The organism is Paenibacillus montaniterrae (genome assembly GCF_018403185.1).
Classification (GTDB): domain Bacteria; phylum Bacillota; class Bacilli; order Paenibacillales; family Paenibacillaceae; genus Pristimantibacillus; species Pristimantibacillus montaniterrae.
In genome coordinates this window covers 46968-60805 of the sequence record NZ_BOSE01000004.1, presented here as the reverse complement: position 1 = coordinate 60805, position 13838 = coordinate 46968, and the positions used below count along the sequence as shown (strand labels likewise).

Genomic DNA, 13838 nt, shown 5'->3' with positions numbered 1-13838 from the left:
CGCATTACAGGGCAAGCTTCAGCTTGATCTGCAGCTGCCCATCGTTTACCTCTACTGCTGTTGCACGAAGCAGCTTTAATATTGCACCAGGATAAAAATTAAGGTCGAATTGCTGCTCCAGCTCCTGCCGGGTTGTATCTGGCAGTGAAAAACCGTTGAACAGCAGCTCGTCTATTGTGAAGCGAATAAAGTTTGAAGGCTCATCGACAACATCGTAATGTCCGGTAATTTCTATTGCAAGCTGCTCATTTTCTCCCTTAGCCGTTATCTGCCCGTCAGCAAACTGAAAGGCAAAGGCCTCGAACATCGGGTCGTAGTCTCGCAGGTATTCATTGAGCGCGTCCTGCGGCAGCGTGATCGTATAATTAAATCCTTTATTGCTTATGTATTCCTTGTTTTTTTGCAGCCATGCCGGCAGCTCGTTCATAGCCCGAGCCAGTGCATTAAAGTACGTTTTTACTTGCTCGATGCCTTCCTTTTGCCAAAATTCGGTTAGCTGCTCGATCAATAATGCAACCCGTTCAGCGTCGGTACGGTTACTCAGCTGCTCGTCTATTTGCTGCTCAAGCTGAAGCACGCGCTCGCGCTGACGCTGCAGCTGCTGCTCCATCGCCTGCAGCTGCTCCTGCTCGACAGCATGCTGCTCGTACATGCTTCGCAAGTCTTCGTATTGCTCGATATAAGAGGTAAGTAGTTCGCGATCCTTGCGCAGTATATATTCAATCAGCTCCAGTGAAAGCAAAAACTGCTCGAAGGAGTCCGCCTTCAGCAAGCTTAGATAGATTCCGCTTCTTTCTCCTTTATAATAAGCGGCCAGCACTTTGCCCGCCTGTGTTCGTTTCTGCTCAATGTCTACTTCCCGCTCATACAGAAGCAGCTCTGTGTCAATAAGCTGCTCCTGCAGCGTTTGCAGTCTGGCTTGAATGCGCTCGATTTCTTTATCAATTTCGACCAGCGACAGGCTGGATTGCAAAATTTGCTGCAGCTCCTCATCCTGCTGCTCGAGCAGCGGGGCAGTTGGTTCAGTTGCAGGCTCAGCAATAGCTGTTGAATGGGCAACGAGCAGAAGCGAGAGGATGGCAAAAAGACAGACAGCTAGCTTAGGTTGTCTAATTAATACATTCAAAGCGCCCTTCCCCCCTTACTCCATTGTATGCATCGGCCATTTCTAATATATCTAAATCGGACAGAATGCAAACAGGTCGTACAAGAGGAACTTGTACGACCTGTTTGCATAAAAGAAAATGTTCAAAAAGCGGGCTTATTGAACGCTTTCGTAAGGCTGGGTTTAGAACGGTATGCTCATCTTGAAGACTGACCAATATGTGAATCCAACAAACGAGATTACCATATATCCCCAAAACATTGCTATGTAAGTTTTTTCGGAGAACTTCAAATAGCCAAGAAATACGAACGCGGCTGCTTGAGCCAAAAATAACAGTGAAAATTCGTACATATGACCTGCAAATGCCATTAGACCAATTACTAGACACCAAAAGCCTAGCACACGATACATACGTGCCATGCAGCAACCCCCTTTCTTGTTGAACGACCCAAATTCCTAAGTTACATTATATCGCTAGGCACTCAAAGTGTAAACTATCCCCATGTCGAAAAAATGAATTTATTTCGTCTTTATTGTGAACTTGTTCATAGTATGTTCATGAATATGAAGTTTTATGTATGAGATTTTTTGAAAATGGTTATACAAAATAGTAACCAATAGATTCTATGAACTCTACTAAGAACATAGAGATAAGTAAGTGCCTTTTGATTTATTTTGAAATGTTTAAGGAGGTAATATAAGCATGACAGCTATTAGACAGGATGCATGGACGCCGGACGATGATCTTATGCTCGCCGAGGTGACATTGCGTCATATTAGAGAAGGGAGCACGCAGCTTTCTGCCTTTGAGGAGGTTGGCGAGCGTATCGGCCGCACCTCAGCTGCCTGTGGATTTCGATGGAATAGCTTTGTTAGAAAACAATATGAGGAAGCTATCCAAATTGCAAAGCAGCAGCGTCATAAGCGCAACTATATGAAAAAACAGGCTGCGTCGCTGCCCCAGGTTTCTTCTGTTTCTGTATATGAAACAGAGGAGCGTACAGTAAAATCAGAGCCATCATTTGAAGAGAGCCTATCAATTGATGCAGTTATTCGTTTTTTACGTGAGTGGAAAACAACCTATCAGGAGCTGTCTCGTCAGGTACGCAGCTACGAGAAAGGCATAAGAGAGAAAGAGGAAGAGCTGCAAAGACTGCGTCAGGAAAATGAAAGATTGACTAAGGAAGTCAATAGCGTTCAATCCGATTACCACGCGGTTAATGATGATTACAAAACTCTTATTCAAATTATGGACCGGGCGCGTCGCTTAACAATTCTAAATACAGAGGAAGAAAACAAGCCTAAATTCAAAATGGATGCGAACGGCAATCTTGAACGAATTGAATAGGAAAGAGCAAGGCGAAAAAAGTGCTGCACATAAGGGCGGGTTTTCATACACGCGCTAACTGTAGCGCTTTTTTTGTTGTTCATGTATGCTGGTATAAAAGAATCAAAGCATTCGATAGGAGAGCAGAATGAAATTTGATATTGTCGGTACGGGTTCAATCGGATTATTGTTCGCTGTAAAATTGCTGCTTGCCAATTATGATGTGCAGCTGTGGAGCCGCACAGAAGAGCAGGCGAAATTGCTAGAGGAGCAAGGCATCGTCTTTCAAAGTCTAGGGGATGGGAGCAAGTCTCTGCTTAAGCCGGCCTGCAAAGCAATTGGCAGCGAATCTGCTGAGCATGATGAGCTGCGAGAGGCTGCCGATTCCCGCTATATGGTGTTGGCCGTAAAGCAGCATCATTTAAATGAGCAGCTGCTGCATGAGCTGGACAAGCTGGCTCGCTCAGGGCGTTATGAAGCGGTTGTTGCGATGCAAAACGGTGTTGGCCATATCGCCAAGCTTGGTTCTCGCCTGCAATTGCCTGTGCTGACGGCAGTTACGAGCGAAGCGGCAAAGCGGCTGGATCAGGCAATTATTGCACATGCAGGCCAAGGCAAAACATGGATTGGCGATGAGCTTGGACGAGATAGAGACAATAAACATCAGAAAAATATCGAGGAAGCACTGCAAAAGGCAGGATTTACCGCTTTTATGTCGAAAAACATCAAAGAGCAAGTCTACTATAAGCTGATAGGAAATGCAGTGATTAATCCGCTAACCGCCTTGTTCAATGTTTCCAACGGAGAGCTGCCGCAATCCACAACGCGGCGCAGGCTGATGGAAAAGCTGTTTGCAGAAACGAAGCAGGTTTTGCTGATCGAGGAGCCGACTATCGCGGCTTATCGTTTTGAACATATTTTACAGCTTTGCAGCGCTACTGCTGACAATACTTCATCGATGAGAGCAGATATATTAAGGGGAGCAGAAACAGAAGTTGCATACATAAATGGTGCTGTGTCAGCTATTGCGGCGCGACACAAGCTGCAGGCGCCTTTAAATGAAAGTCTGGTACATATGATCGAAGCACTGCATCCTGATCAAAAGGAGTGAGCGTTCAGAGCTTATGTGGGATATCATTAAATATATTTTTTCGGGGATGGCTATATTTCCTGTTTTGACGTTTGTAGTTGCATGCTTTGGCTTGATCGCTTTTGGCAAGGAAAGAAAATATGCAATTCGAATGGCAATGGATATATCGACGATATTTTTTATTTTCAATGTCGGAGCATTATTAAATACGTTATTTAATAACCGCTTTGGACTTTACGGAATTTTTTTAGTTATGATCATTGGTGCAGGCTTGCTCGGAAACAGCTATTATCGAAAAGATGGCGCTATACCTTGGAAAAAAATTATACGAGTTGTATGGAGGATTACCTTCTTTATTACAGTCCTGCTTTACATTGTGTTACATATCATTGTTTTGCTGAAGCTTGCTTTCACCGTATAGCTCAGCTCAGCGCAAGTATACGGCGTCTCTGCTACTGCAGAGACGTTGTTTGCTTCTGTATACAAAATGAGAGATGTACATTAAAGCGGGAATAATGTATCGTTATAGAGTAGGCTTGAAGATGATACAGGAGGTTGAAACCGTGACAGAGGTTCAGAAATATGAATTGCCAATTGCCCAGCAATTGGCTGCAGATTATATACATGGCAAACCGCAAGTAGTGGAGAGTTTGTACGGCTACTATAGCGGACGTAATGAGGATTGGGCAGCGCGCTCTGCTCGCCTTGAGCAGCTTGCTGACAAGCGGCTTAAGCCTGAGGAGCTGGCGAAGGTGCTGCGTTTGTATCATCAGCCATTTCAGCTAAGTGAGCAGCAGGAGCGCAATTTGCAATTGATTGAGCAAGGTGCGCAGGTAGTCGTTGGCGGTCAGCAGGCGGGATTATGGACAGGACAGCTGCTTGTCATTCATAAAGCAGTATCGATTATTCAGGCTGCGCGGGCGGCTAGCGAGCAGCTCGGACGTCCGGTAGTACCGGTGTTCTGGATTGCGGGAGAGGATCACGATTGGGATGAGGTTAATCATACGCATGTAATCGCACCGGACCAAAGCTTGAAAAAGCTGTCGATCGAAAAGAGCAGTGAGCAGCGTACTTCAGTAAGCCGCACGCCGGTAAGCGAACAGCAATGGCAGCAAGCGATTGCCGAGCTGGCAGAGCAATTGCCAGGCTCGGAGTTCAAGGAAGGGTTAATTGCTGAGCTGACACATCTGAGCGAGCAAAGTGAATCGCTATCGACTTGTTTTGCTGCGATTATGCACAGCTTATTTGCTGCGCACGGCTTGCTGCTGATCGACTCCGACTTTGCGCCGCTGCGCGAACTGGAGCGTCCAATGTTCAAGCAGCTGCTAGAGCATAATGATCAGCTGGAAGCGGCCTATCTAGCATCTGCTGCTGCCATCCGTGAAATGGGATATTCATTGCAAGCCGATGTTACTGCCGGCAGCAGCAACTTGTTCATATTCGCAAAGCAATTTGGCGATGATCGCATTTTGCTGTATAAGCAGGATGGCTCGTTTCAGGATCGCAAGGCGCAGCTGCGCTTGAGCTATGAAGAGCTGCTGCATTTGCTGGAAGCAGAACCGAGCCGCTTCAGCAACAATGTGCTGACAAGACCGCTGATGCAGGATTACGTGTTCCCTGTTCTTGCAACGGTGCTTGGTCCAGGTGAAATTTCGTACTGGGCGTTGACCGGAAAAGCATTTGCCGAGCTGGGCATGGAAATGCCGATTATTGTGCCGCGCATGTCCTATACGTTAGTAGAAGGCATTATTGCGAAAAATATGGACAAATACGGACTAAGCTTCCACGATGTAATGGATCATTACCAGGAGCGGAAAAAAGGATGGCTGCAGCAGCAGGATGAGCTACATATCGAGCAGCGCTTTGCCGAGGTGAAGCAGCAGTTTATCGCGATGTATGAACCGCTGCTCGAGCTGGCTGGTTCGATTCAAAGCGGCCTTGCCAAGCTGGGCGATACGAATATGGCGAAAATTTTAGAGCAAATTTCCTACATGGAAGGGAAAACGATTGACGCTCAAGAGAAGCAATTTGAAGCGGCAATTCGCCAGCTTGACCGCATTGAGCTGTCCTTGAAGCCTGCAGGCAAGCCGCAGGAGCGGGTGCTGTCGATGATTTCTTACTGGAATCGCTATGATCGCGCCTGGCTGGATGCGCTGCTGCATGCGCCGTATTCGAGGATTGGTGGTCATGAAATTGTATTTCTATAAGTATGCTTTTAGAGGTGGTTCAAAAAGCAGGGCTTTGATGACGATGTGACCGCGTTGTAGCGTAGTCGACGGCGAATATGTCACGCTACCGAAAGTTCCGGTGCTCACGTAGCAATTGGCCTACGCTGCGCTCCTCACTTTCTAGTATCGTGCCATCTTCTTGGTCCTGAAAGCCGATTTTTGAACTTTCATTGGAAGGGTGGTTCAAAATCCCAAATTTTGAACCTTTGTTTGAACTTCATGATATGCTGTAAGTAAAGTTACTAAATATGGTATGGAGGATGAATATGAGCGCTAAACAAAATAGTATAATTGCCGATCTATCGCTTGCACCGGAGGGGCATTTGAAAATAGATTGGGCGAGCAGCCATATGCCAGTACTGAATCGCGTACGCGAGCAATTTGAGCAGGAGCAGCCATTTAAAGGCTTGAAGGTTTCGATTTCGCTGCATTTGGAGGCGAAAACCGCTTATTTGGCTAAGGTCGTGCAAGCGGGTGGAGCAGAAGTGACGATTACGGGAAGCAATCCGCTTTCTACGCAGGATGATGTTTGTGCCGCGCTTGTTGAGGATGGCATAACCGTTTTTGCCAAATATAATCCAACGTCAGAGGAGTTCAAGCAGCTGAATATTAAAGCGCTGGAAAGCAAGCCTGACCTGATTATCGACGATGGCGGCGATCTTGTGACGCTGCTGCATAGCGAATGCAAGGAATATGGAGTGAACCTGCGCGGTGGAGCGGAGGAAACGACGACAGGCATTATTCGCTTGAAGGCTTTGGAGAAGGAAGGCACACTCAGCTTTCCAATGGTAGCTGTAAATGATGCCTATTGTAAATATTTGTTCGATAATCGCTACGGCACCGGACAGTCGGTGTTTGACGGAATTAACCGCACTACGAATCTTGTAGTAGCAGGTAAAACCGTTGTTGTGGCTGGCTACGGCTGGTGCGGCAAAGGGGTGGCGATGCGAGCAAAAGGGCTTGGCGCACAAGTGATTGTAACGGAAATTGACCCTATTAAAGCGGTTGAAGCGTATATGGACGGATTTACGGTGATGCCAATGCTGGAAGCGGCAAAGCATGGCGATTTCTTCGTAACGGTAACGGGCAATCGCGATGTGATCCGCAAGGAGCATTATGAAGTGATGAAGGATGGCGCGATTTTATCGAATGCCGGACACTTCGATGTAGAGGTTAACAAAGTAGATTTGGCAGCGATTAGTGTAAGCAATCGTGTCGTGCGCCGCAACATTGAAGAATACGCATTGGCTGACGGCCGCAAATTTTATTTGATTGCAGAAGGGCGTTTGGTCAATCTGGCTGCCGGCGACGGTCACCCTGCGGAAATTATGGATATGACCTTTGCGCTGCAGGCGCTCAGCTTGAAGCATGTTAACGATCACTATAAAACGATGGGCAAAGTGGTAGCCAACGTGCCATATGAGATCGATCAGCAAGTCGCAAAATATAAGCTGGAAGCGCTCGGAATGGGCTTGGATGCGCTGACGCAAGGGCAAATGGACTACCTCGATAGTTGGAAGTGAATAAATAGAACTATTTTTTTAAAATCCTGCTGAATAAGCAGGATTTTTCTTTTGTGCGGCGAATTTATCAGCTTAGTGGTGGAAAGTGGGGGGAAGTGGAGCGAAAAGGGGAAGGGGTGGAGCGAAATTATGTTCATGGGAGAATATCAGCATTCGATCGATGATAAAGGTCGGCTTATTATCCCTGCAAAATTTCGCGATCAGCTTGGTGCAAACTTTATTGCGACACGTGGCCTTGATAACTGCTTGTTTGTGTACCCCTCCGATGAATGGGCCATTTTAGAGCAGAAGCTAAAATCACTTCCACTAATGAAATCTGATGCACGTGCGTTTACACGTTTCTTTTTCTCAGGTGCTACAGAATGTGAGCTGGACAAGCAGGGCCGAGTGAATATTCCACCGCATTTGCGCGAATATGCCAAGCTGGAGAAGGAATGTATGGTGCTTGGTGTATCCAATCGCGTTGAGGTATGGAGCAAATCATCTTGGGAAGGCTATTATCAGCAATCTGAACAGGCCTTTAATGAAATTGCTGAAAAGCTCGTAGATTTTGATTTTAATTTCTAGTATGACATCGAGAATTGAGGGATGCAGGTGTTTTCGCACACTACCGTATTGTTGGAGGAAGCCGTTGAAGGACTTAACATTAAGCCAGACGGTATATATGTAGATTGTACTTTAGGCGGAGCGGGTCATAGCGCTCGCATTGCAGCTGCATTGGGCGAATATGGACGGCTCATTGCCTTTGATCAGGATGATTGGGCGCACGAGAATGCGAAAATCAAGCTAGCACCTTATATGGATAAAGTGACGCTTGTGCGCAGCAACTTTCGTCACCTGGAGCAGCAGCTTGCGACATGCAACGTTCCAATGAAGGACGGGATTCCACAGGTTGACGGGATTTTGTTCGATTTGGGCGTATCGAGTCCGCAGCTGGATGAAGCAGAGCGAGGATTCAGCTACAATCATGATGCTCCGCTTGATATGCGGATGGACCGCGAGCAGGAGCTGACCGCTCATCATATTGTCAATGAATGGGATGAACGGGACATTGCTCGCATACTGGATCGGTATGGCGAGGAAAAGTTCGCCCGCAATATTGCTCGCTCCATCATTAAGCAGCGCCAGCTTGAGCCGATTGCTACGACTTCGCAGCTTGCAGAAATTGTTAAAAATGCGATTCCGGCAGCAACGAGAAGAACGGGTGGACATCCTGCAAAACGTTCGTTTCAAGCGCTGCGTATAGCCGTTAACGATGAACTTGGTGCCGAGGAAGAAGCGCTGGAGGCAGCGGTTCGCTGCACAGCTCCACAAGGCAGAATATCGGTCATTACATTCCATTCGCTGGAGGATCGAATTTGCAAGCAGACATTTGCCCAGTATGTTGAGAAATGTACGTGCCCGCCTGATTTTCCGATGTGTGTTTGCGGTAATGAAGGGGTATTAAAATTAGTCAATCGAAAGCCAATCGTACCGAGCGACGCAGAGCTGGAAGCGAACCCTCGTGCAAGATCGGCTAAATTAAGAATAGCAGAAAAATTGTAGGGGGGATTATTCGTGGCCTATCATTATGATGGAAATCTAGCAATGAAACCGAAACGTAAAAAGCAACAGGATTACGTCGTTCGCGAAACTAGAAAAAAAGTAGTAAAAAGAAAATCCATTCCAGTAGCTGAAAAGCTGCTTTATTTGATGACTGTGCTAGCTGTTGTTGTCGTTGCTAGTATCATTATATTTAGGTATGCGGAGATCTACGACATTAACCTACATATCAAACAAGTCAATTCAGAGATTCAAGGCGTCCAGCTTGAAGTGCAGCAGCTGCAGCGAGAGGTGCAAACATTAAGCGATCCGGAGCGGATTCGAGAATTTGCAGAAGCCAACGGCATGTCCAGCAATCTTGATTCAGGTATCGTCGTCAAAAAGTCTTCAACGCTCGAAGGTACAGCAAAGCTTGAATAGGAAGTGAAACGATGATTAAACGAATCAAATTACGGACGCTGACGCTTGGAGGGCTTGTAACCCTCCTTTTTCTCTTTCTCATTATTCATCTTTATAAAACACAAATTGTCGAAGGCGCACAATGGCTGCAAATGGCGGAAAAGCGCTGGTCTACCTCCGAGAAATTTCCGGCAAAGCGGGGTACGGTTACGGATCGCAACGGCAATGTGCTGGCCATGGACGCTTTAGCCTATAATGTTTCGATTAATCCTACGCTTATTCATAGTCTTGATATCGCCGATGAAGTTGCTGAAGGTCTGACGTCTATTTTAGGCGTCGACAAGGATTATATTACAGGGCATTTGAACGCCAAGCGCGAGGATGGCAGCTATTTTGCCAACCGCGAGCTGCGCAAGGGCGGCTGGGAAATTGAAAAGGAAGTAGCCGATCAGATTAAAGAGTTTTCTGAAGAGCTGAAGCAACAGCTAATTAGCGAGAAGAAAGGCTCTGACACAGGCATCTACCTTGCAGAAACATTTGAACGCTTTTATCCGCGCCATCAGCTGGCCTCGCAAATTGTTGGCTATATTAGCTCTGATGGAGAATACAAAATGGGGATAGAGTCGACCTTCGACGATATTTTGCAAGGTCAAGACGGCTACATCAGCTACAAAAAGGATGGTCAGCGCGTACAAATTTTAGGAAGCGATGTGGAGTACATTGCACCTAAGGATGGGCAAACGATCCAGTTGACGCTTGATCATGACATTCAGCTGTATGCGGAGGAAGCGCTGCGCGAGGTTGCACGCAAGTATAATCCGAAAAGCGCTACCGCGATCGTTGCCGATCCGAACACAATGGAAATTTTGGCGATGGCCAATATCCCTGATTTCGACCCGAATGAATACGGTAAATACGATTATGCGAATATGTACAACCATGCGGTTGGCTCGCTCTATGAGCCAGGCTCTACATTCAAAATAGCTACCTTGGCCGCTGCTGTTGAAGAAGGGGTATTCGATCCCGAGGAATACTATCAATCAGGAAGCATTATGGTCAGCGGCGACCCGACGCCGATTAAAGACCACAATCGGGTCGGTTGGGGGAAGATCAGCTTTTTGGACGGCTTGAAATTTTCCAGTAACGTTGCCTTTGTTAAGCTCGGCTATGAGCGCTTGGGCGGCGAGAAGCTGAGAGAATATTTTACGAACTTCGGCTTTGCTCAAAAAACGGGCATTGAAGTGCCTAATGAAGCAACAGGTACGATTCGCTTCCAATATCCGCGCGATATTGCCGCGGCAACATTTGGGCAAGGGGTCGTGCTTGTCACGCCAATCCAGCAGGTCGCTGCTGTAGCAGCAGTAGCAAATGGCGGGGTGCTGATGAAGCCGTATTTGGTTAAGAGCATTACTGATCCCGTTACGAAGACGACGACCGTGACAGAGCCTACCGTAGTGCGCCGCGTCATTTCGGAGCAAAGCTCGAAGCTGACCAGCGAATATTTGGAGCAGGTTGTTTCAGACCGCGTTAACGGTACAGGACGCAATGCTTACATCGAAGGATATCGCGTTGCAGGTAAAACCGGTACGGCGCAAAAGGTTGTCAAAGGTAAAACGGGATATTCAGAAGACAAGTTTGTCGTATCCTTTATCGGCTATGCGCCAGTCGAGGATCCGCAATTGATCGTTTATGTACTGATTGACGAGCCGAACGATCCGTTAGCGGGCGGTGGTGCGGTAGCAGCTCCAGTGTTTCGTGAAATTTTGCTGAAAAGCTTGCGCAAGCTGGAAATTGCGCCTAGCTATGAGGTGATCGCAGAAAACGATGAACAAGAGGATGCGAAGACAGAAGCGATGATCAAAACGCCTGATGTTACGGGCATGAAGGGTGCGCTTGCCAAAGAAAAGCTGAAGGTTTCAGGGCTTAACTTCGAGTTTGTGGGCGATGGAACGATAGTCGAGCAGCAAATTCCGGCAGCGGGCTCGCTCGTCCATCCGACGCAAAAGATTTATCTTATTACAGAGCAGAAGGAAGATCTTGTTGTTCCTGATTTAATCGGCGCTTCCTTGCGCGATGCAGTGGAAATTACAGCACTGCTAGGCGTCAAGCTGAATATTGAAGGCAGCGGCTATATTTACGCTCAGGAGCTTGCAGAAAACGGCGGCAAGCGAGTGCTGAGCATTAAGCTTAAGCCGCTGGTAGAATCAGAATATACGCCCAATATACCAGCTAATACGACTGATGGAGCCGATGGCGAGCAGCAGACTGAAGGAGAACAGCAGACTGAAGGCGAGCAGCAGACTGATGATGTAGAAGAGGATACGCAAGAGGCTGGAACGGAGAACGAGGATCAGACTGAAGACGAGAAGCAGACTGATTCCTCCGCTGAGCAGGACAGCAGCAGTGAAGCAGATCAAACCTAGCTTGCTAAAGGAGAAGGCTGTTTGCAGCAGCGCTTCTCCTTTATTTGATTGTACTGTACAAGTTCTATCTTGTCCCAGCATTGAATAGGCATGAAGAGAAGGATCGTTTAAATCGACATGCAGCTTCAATGTTAGGGGGATGGCGATGAAAGTTTCAAATGTAACAGTAAGACGCAGGTTGTTTATTATTTTGTTAATTGCAATTGCTGCGTTTATTGGATTAATTGTTCGATTAAGCTATGTTCAGTTGGTTAAAGGGACAGAGCTGTCAGAACGGGCAGAGGACTCCTGGCGGCGCAACATTCCGTATGTGGCCAAGCGCGGAGAAATTTGGGATCGCAATGGCGTTCGGCTTGCCTATAATATTAGTACGCCAACGGTATGGGCCATTCCGGTTCAAGTTAAGGACAAGGATACGACTGCCAAAACGCTGGCGCCTTTGCTGTCGATGACGGAGAATGAAATTTTAGAAAAAATCTCCAAAAAGCAAATGATTATTCAGCTTGGTCCAGGCGGGAGGAAAATGACCACTGAGCAGGCTGCTGAAATAAGAGCGCTCAATTTGCCCGGCATTGTCGTAGCCGAGGACAACAAGCGCTATTATCCGTATGATGAGCTGGCAGCGCATGTGCTCGGCTTTACGGGCATTGATAATCAAGGCTTGACGGGCCTTGAGCTTACCCATAATGACAAGCTGACTGGTACTGGCGGTATGGTCAGCTTTTTGTCCGATGCCGCAGGGCGCCAAATGCCTAATTCATCCGACACCTATATTGAGCCGCAGGAAGGCTTGACGCTTCAGCTGACAATCGATCAGCAGGTTCAAACTGTAATGGAGCGCGAGCTTGATCAGGCAATGACGAGCTTGAATGCGGACGCGATCATTGCGATTGCGATGGACCCGAATACAGGAGAAGTTTTAGGTATGGCCAGTCGCCCGACCTTCAGCCCTAGCCGATATCAGGAGGTTGACGCACAGGTCTATAATCGCAACCTGCCAATCTGGATGACGTATGAGCCAGGCTCCACCTTCAAAATTATTACGCTTGCTGCCGCGCTGGAGGAAAACAAGGTTGATTTGAAAAATGAGCGGTTTTACGACAGTGGAGCAGTAGAAATTGGCGGAGCCAGACTGCGCTGCTGGAAAAAAGGCGGGCATGGCAGCCAAACCTTCCTGCAGGTTGTAGAAAACTCCTGCAACCCGGGCTTTGTCGAGCTAGGCAATCGTCTCGGTAAAACTACCCTTTTTGAATACATTCGCAATTTCGGCTTTGGCGCAAAAACAGGCATCGACATCGGCGGTGAGGAAAACGGCATTCTGTTCAAGCTTAGTCAGGTTGGTCCGGTTGAGCTGGCGACTACCGCATTTGGTCAAGGGGTCTCAGTAACGCCAATTCAGCAGATTACAGCCGTTTCCGCCGCCATTAACGGCGGTAAGCTATACAAGCCTTACGTAGCCAAGGCATGGATCAATCGGGAAAGCGGCGAGGTCGTCCAGCGCAATGAGCCGACCGTTGTGCGCGAGGTCATATCGGAGGAAACCTCCAAGCAAGTGCGCGAAGCGCTGGAAAGCGTAGTGGCGCTCGGCACAGGACGCAATGCCTTTATTGATGGCTATCGGGTAGGGGGCAAGACAGGAACCGCGCAAAAGGTCGTAAATGGACGCTATTCTACCTCGGAGCATATCGTATCCTTTATCGGGTTCGCTCCTGCAGATGACCCGCAAATCGTCGTCTATGTTGCGGTCGACAACCCTGAGGGCATTCAATTCGGCGGCGTAGTTGCCGCACCTATTGTACGCAACATATTGGAGGATTCCTTGCAAATTCTTGAGGTGCCGAAGCGGGAGAAGCAAATTGATCGCTTATATCGCTACGGGGAAACACCGGTAGTAACTGTTCCGAATCTTGTAGGCAAAACAGTCGTGGAAATTTACGAGGATTTGAATATGAACTTTAATCTTACGAGCGCCGGTACAGGCAATACTGTCATCAAGCAGGCGCCCGCGGCGGGCGAGCGTGTTGAACGAGGCTCAACGATTCGCATTTATCTCGGAGACGAGTCGGATTTGCCAGAGGGTGCCGGGCATCAGCATTAATAAAAAGATAAGCTCTCTTTCACTCGCTTGGCGCAACTCATGCTATAATAAAAAAGCATGTTTCTAATTCATTCTACATAATTGTTAAAAAAAGCTATTGAAT

At 47.5% G+C, this 13838-nt stretch carries 12 protein-coding genes; 10 read left to right on the top strand and 2 right to left on the bottom strand.

All coding sequences use genetic code 11. The features are described from left to right. Positions 1 to 4 precede the first annotated feature (4 nt). Both KJS52_RS11865 and KJS52_RS11860 read right to left on the bottom strand, forming a co-directional pair. Entirely contained in the window at positions 5 to 1126 is a 1122-nt protein-coding gene (locus KJS52_RS11865; RefSeq protein WP_213515305.1) for a coiled-coil domain-containing protein, read from the bottom strand. 162 nt (positions 1127 to 1288) lie between these two features. Continuing rightward, positions 1289 to 1525, bottom strand: a complete 237-nt coding sequence (locus tag KJS52_RS11860) for a DUF2626 domain-containing protein (RefSeq protein WP_213515304.1) — start codon at positions 1523 to 1525, stop codon at positions 1289 to 1291. Positions 1526 to 1808: 283 nt separating this feature from the next. Between KJS52_RS11860 and KJS52_RS11855 the strand changes: the two genes are divergently transcribed. The 10 genes from KJS52_RS11855 (at position 1809) to KJS52_RS11810 (ending at position 13735) form a co-directional block, all read left to right on the top strand. After that, a complete protein-coding gene (locus KJS52_RS11855) occupies positions 1809 to 2453 on the top strand; it encodes an RsfA family transcriptional regulator (RefSeq protein ID WP_213515302.1) in 645 nt (214 codons plus the stop codon). A gap of 127 nt (positions 2454 to 2580) precedes the next feature. Further along, complete coding sequence (locus tag KJS52_RS11850; protein ID WP_213515300.1) at positions 2581 to 3543, top strand: ketopantoate reductase family protein; 963 nt, start codon at positions 2581 to 2583, stop codon at positions 3541 to 3543. A gap of 46 nt (positions 3544 to 3589) precedes the next feature. Next, positions 3590 to 3943 (top strand): DUF3397 domain-containing protein, encoded by a 354-nt coding sequence (locus tag KJS52_RS11845; protein WP_213515298.1) that lies wholly within the window; start codon positions 3590 to 3592, stop codon positions 3941 to 3943. Between the two features lie 142 nt (positions 3944 to 4085). Next, on the top strand, positions 4086 to 5729 hold the full coding sequence (gene bshC, locus KJS52_RS11840; protein ID WP_246563468.1) for a bacillithiol biosynthesis cysteine-adding enzyme BshC: 1644 nt from the start codon (positions 4086 to 4088) through the stop codon (positions 5727 to 5729). A gap of 287 nt (positions 5730 to 6016) precedes the next feature. After that, entirely contained in the window at positions 6017 to 7273 is a 1257-nt protein-coding gene (locus KJS52_RS11835; protein WP_213515296.1) for an adenosylhomocysteinase, read from the top strand. Between the two features lie 129 nt (positions 7274 to 7402). Next, complete coding sequence (gene mraZ / locus KJS52_RS11830) at positions 7403 to 7840, top strand: division/cell wall cluster transcriptional repressor MraZ (RefSeq protein WP_213515294.1); 438 nt, start codon at positions 7403 to 7405, stop codon at positions 7838 to 7840. 27 nt (positions 7841 to 7867) lie between these two features. Continuing rightward, positions 7868 to 8818: a 16S rRNA (cytosine(1402)-N(4))-methyltransferase RsmH gene (gene rsmH, locus KJS52_RS11825; RefSeq protein ID WP_213515292.1), complete on the top strand. Its 951-nt coding sequence runs from the start codon at positions 7868 to 7870 to the stop codon at positions 8816 to 8818. Between the two features lie 42 nt (positions 8819 to 8860). Beyond that, entirely contained in the window at positions 8861 to 9235 is a 375-nt protein-coding gene (gene ftsL / locus KJS52_RS11820; RefSeq protein WP_213515290.1) for a cell division protein FtsL, read from the top strand. Positions 9236 to 9246: 11 nt separating this feature from the next. Next, a complete protein-coding gene (locus KJS52_RS11815) occupies positions 9247 to 11637 on the top strand; it encodes a penicillin-binding protein (RefSeq protein ID WP_213515288.1) in 2391 nt (796 codons plus the stop codon). Between the two features lie 145 nt (positions 11638 to 11782). Further along, positions 11783 to 13735: a stage V sporulation protein D gene (locus KJS52_RS11810; RefSeq protein ID WP_213515286.1), complete on the top strand. Its 1953-nt coding sequence runs from the start codon at positions 11783 to 11785 to the stop codon at positions 13733 to 13735. Positions 13736 to 13838: the final 103 nt, after the last annotated feature.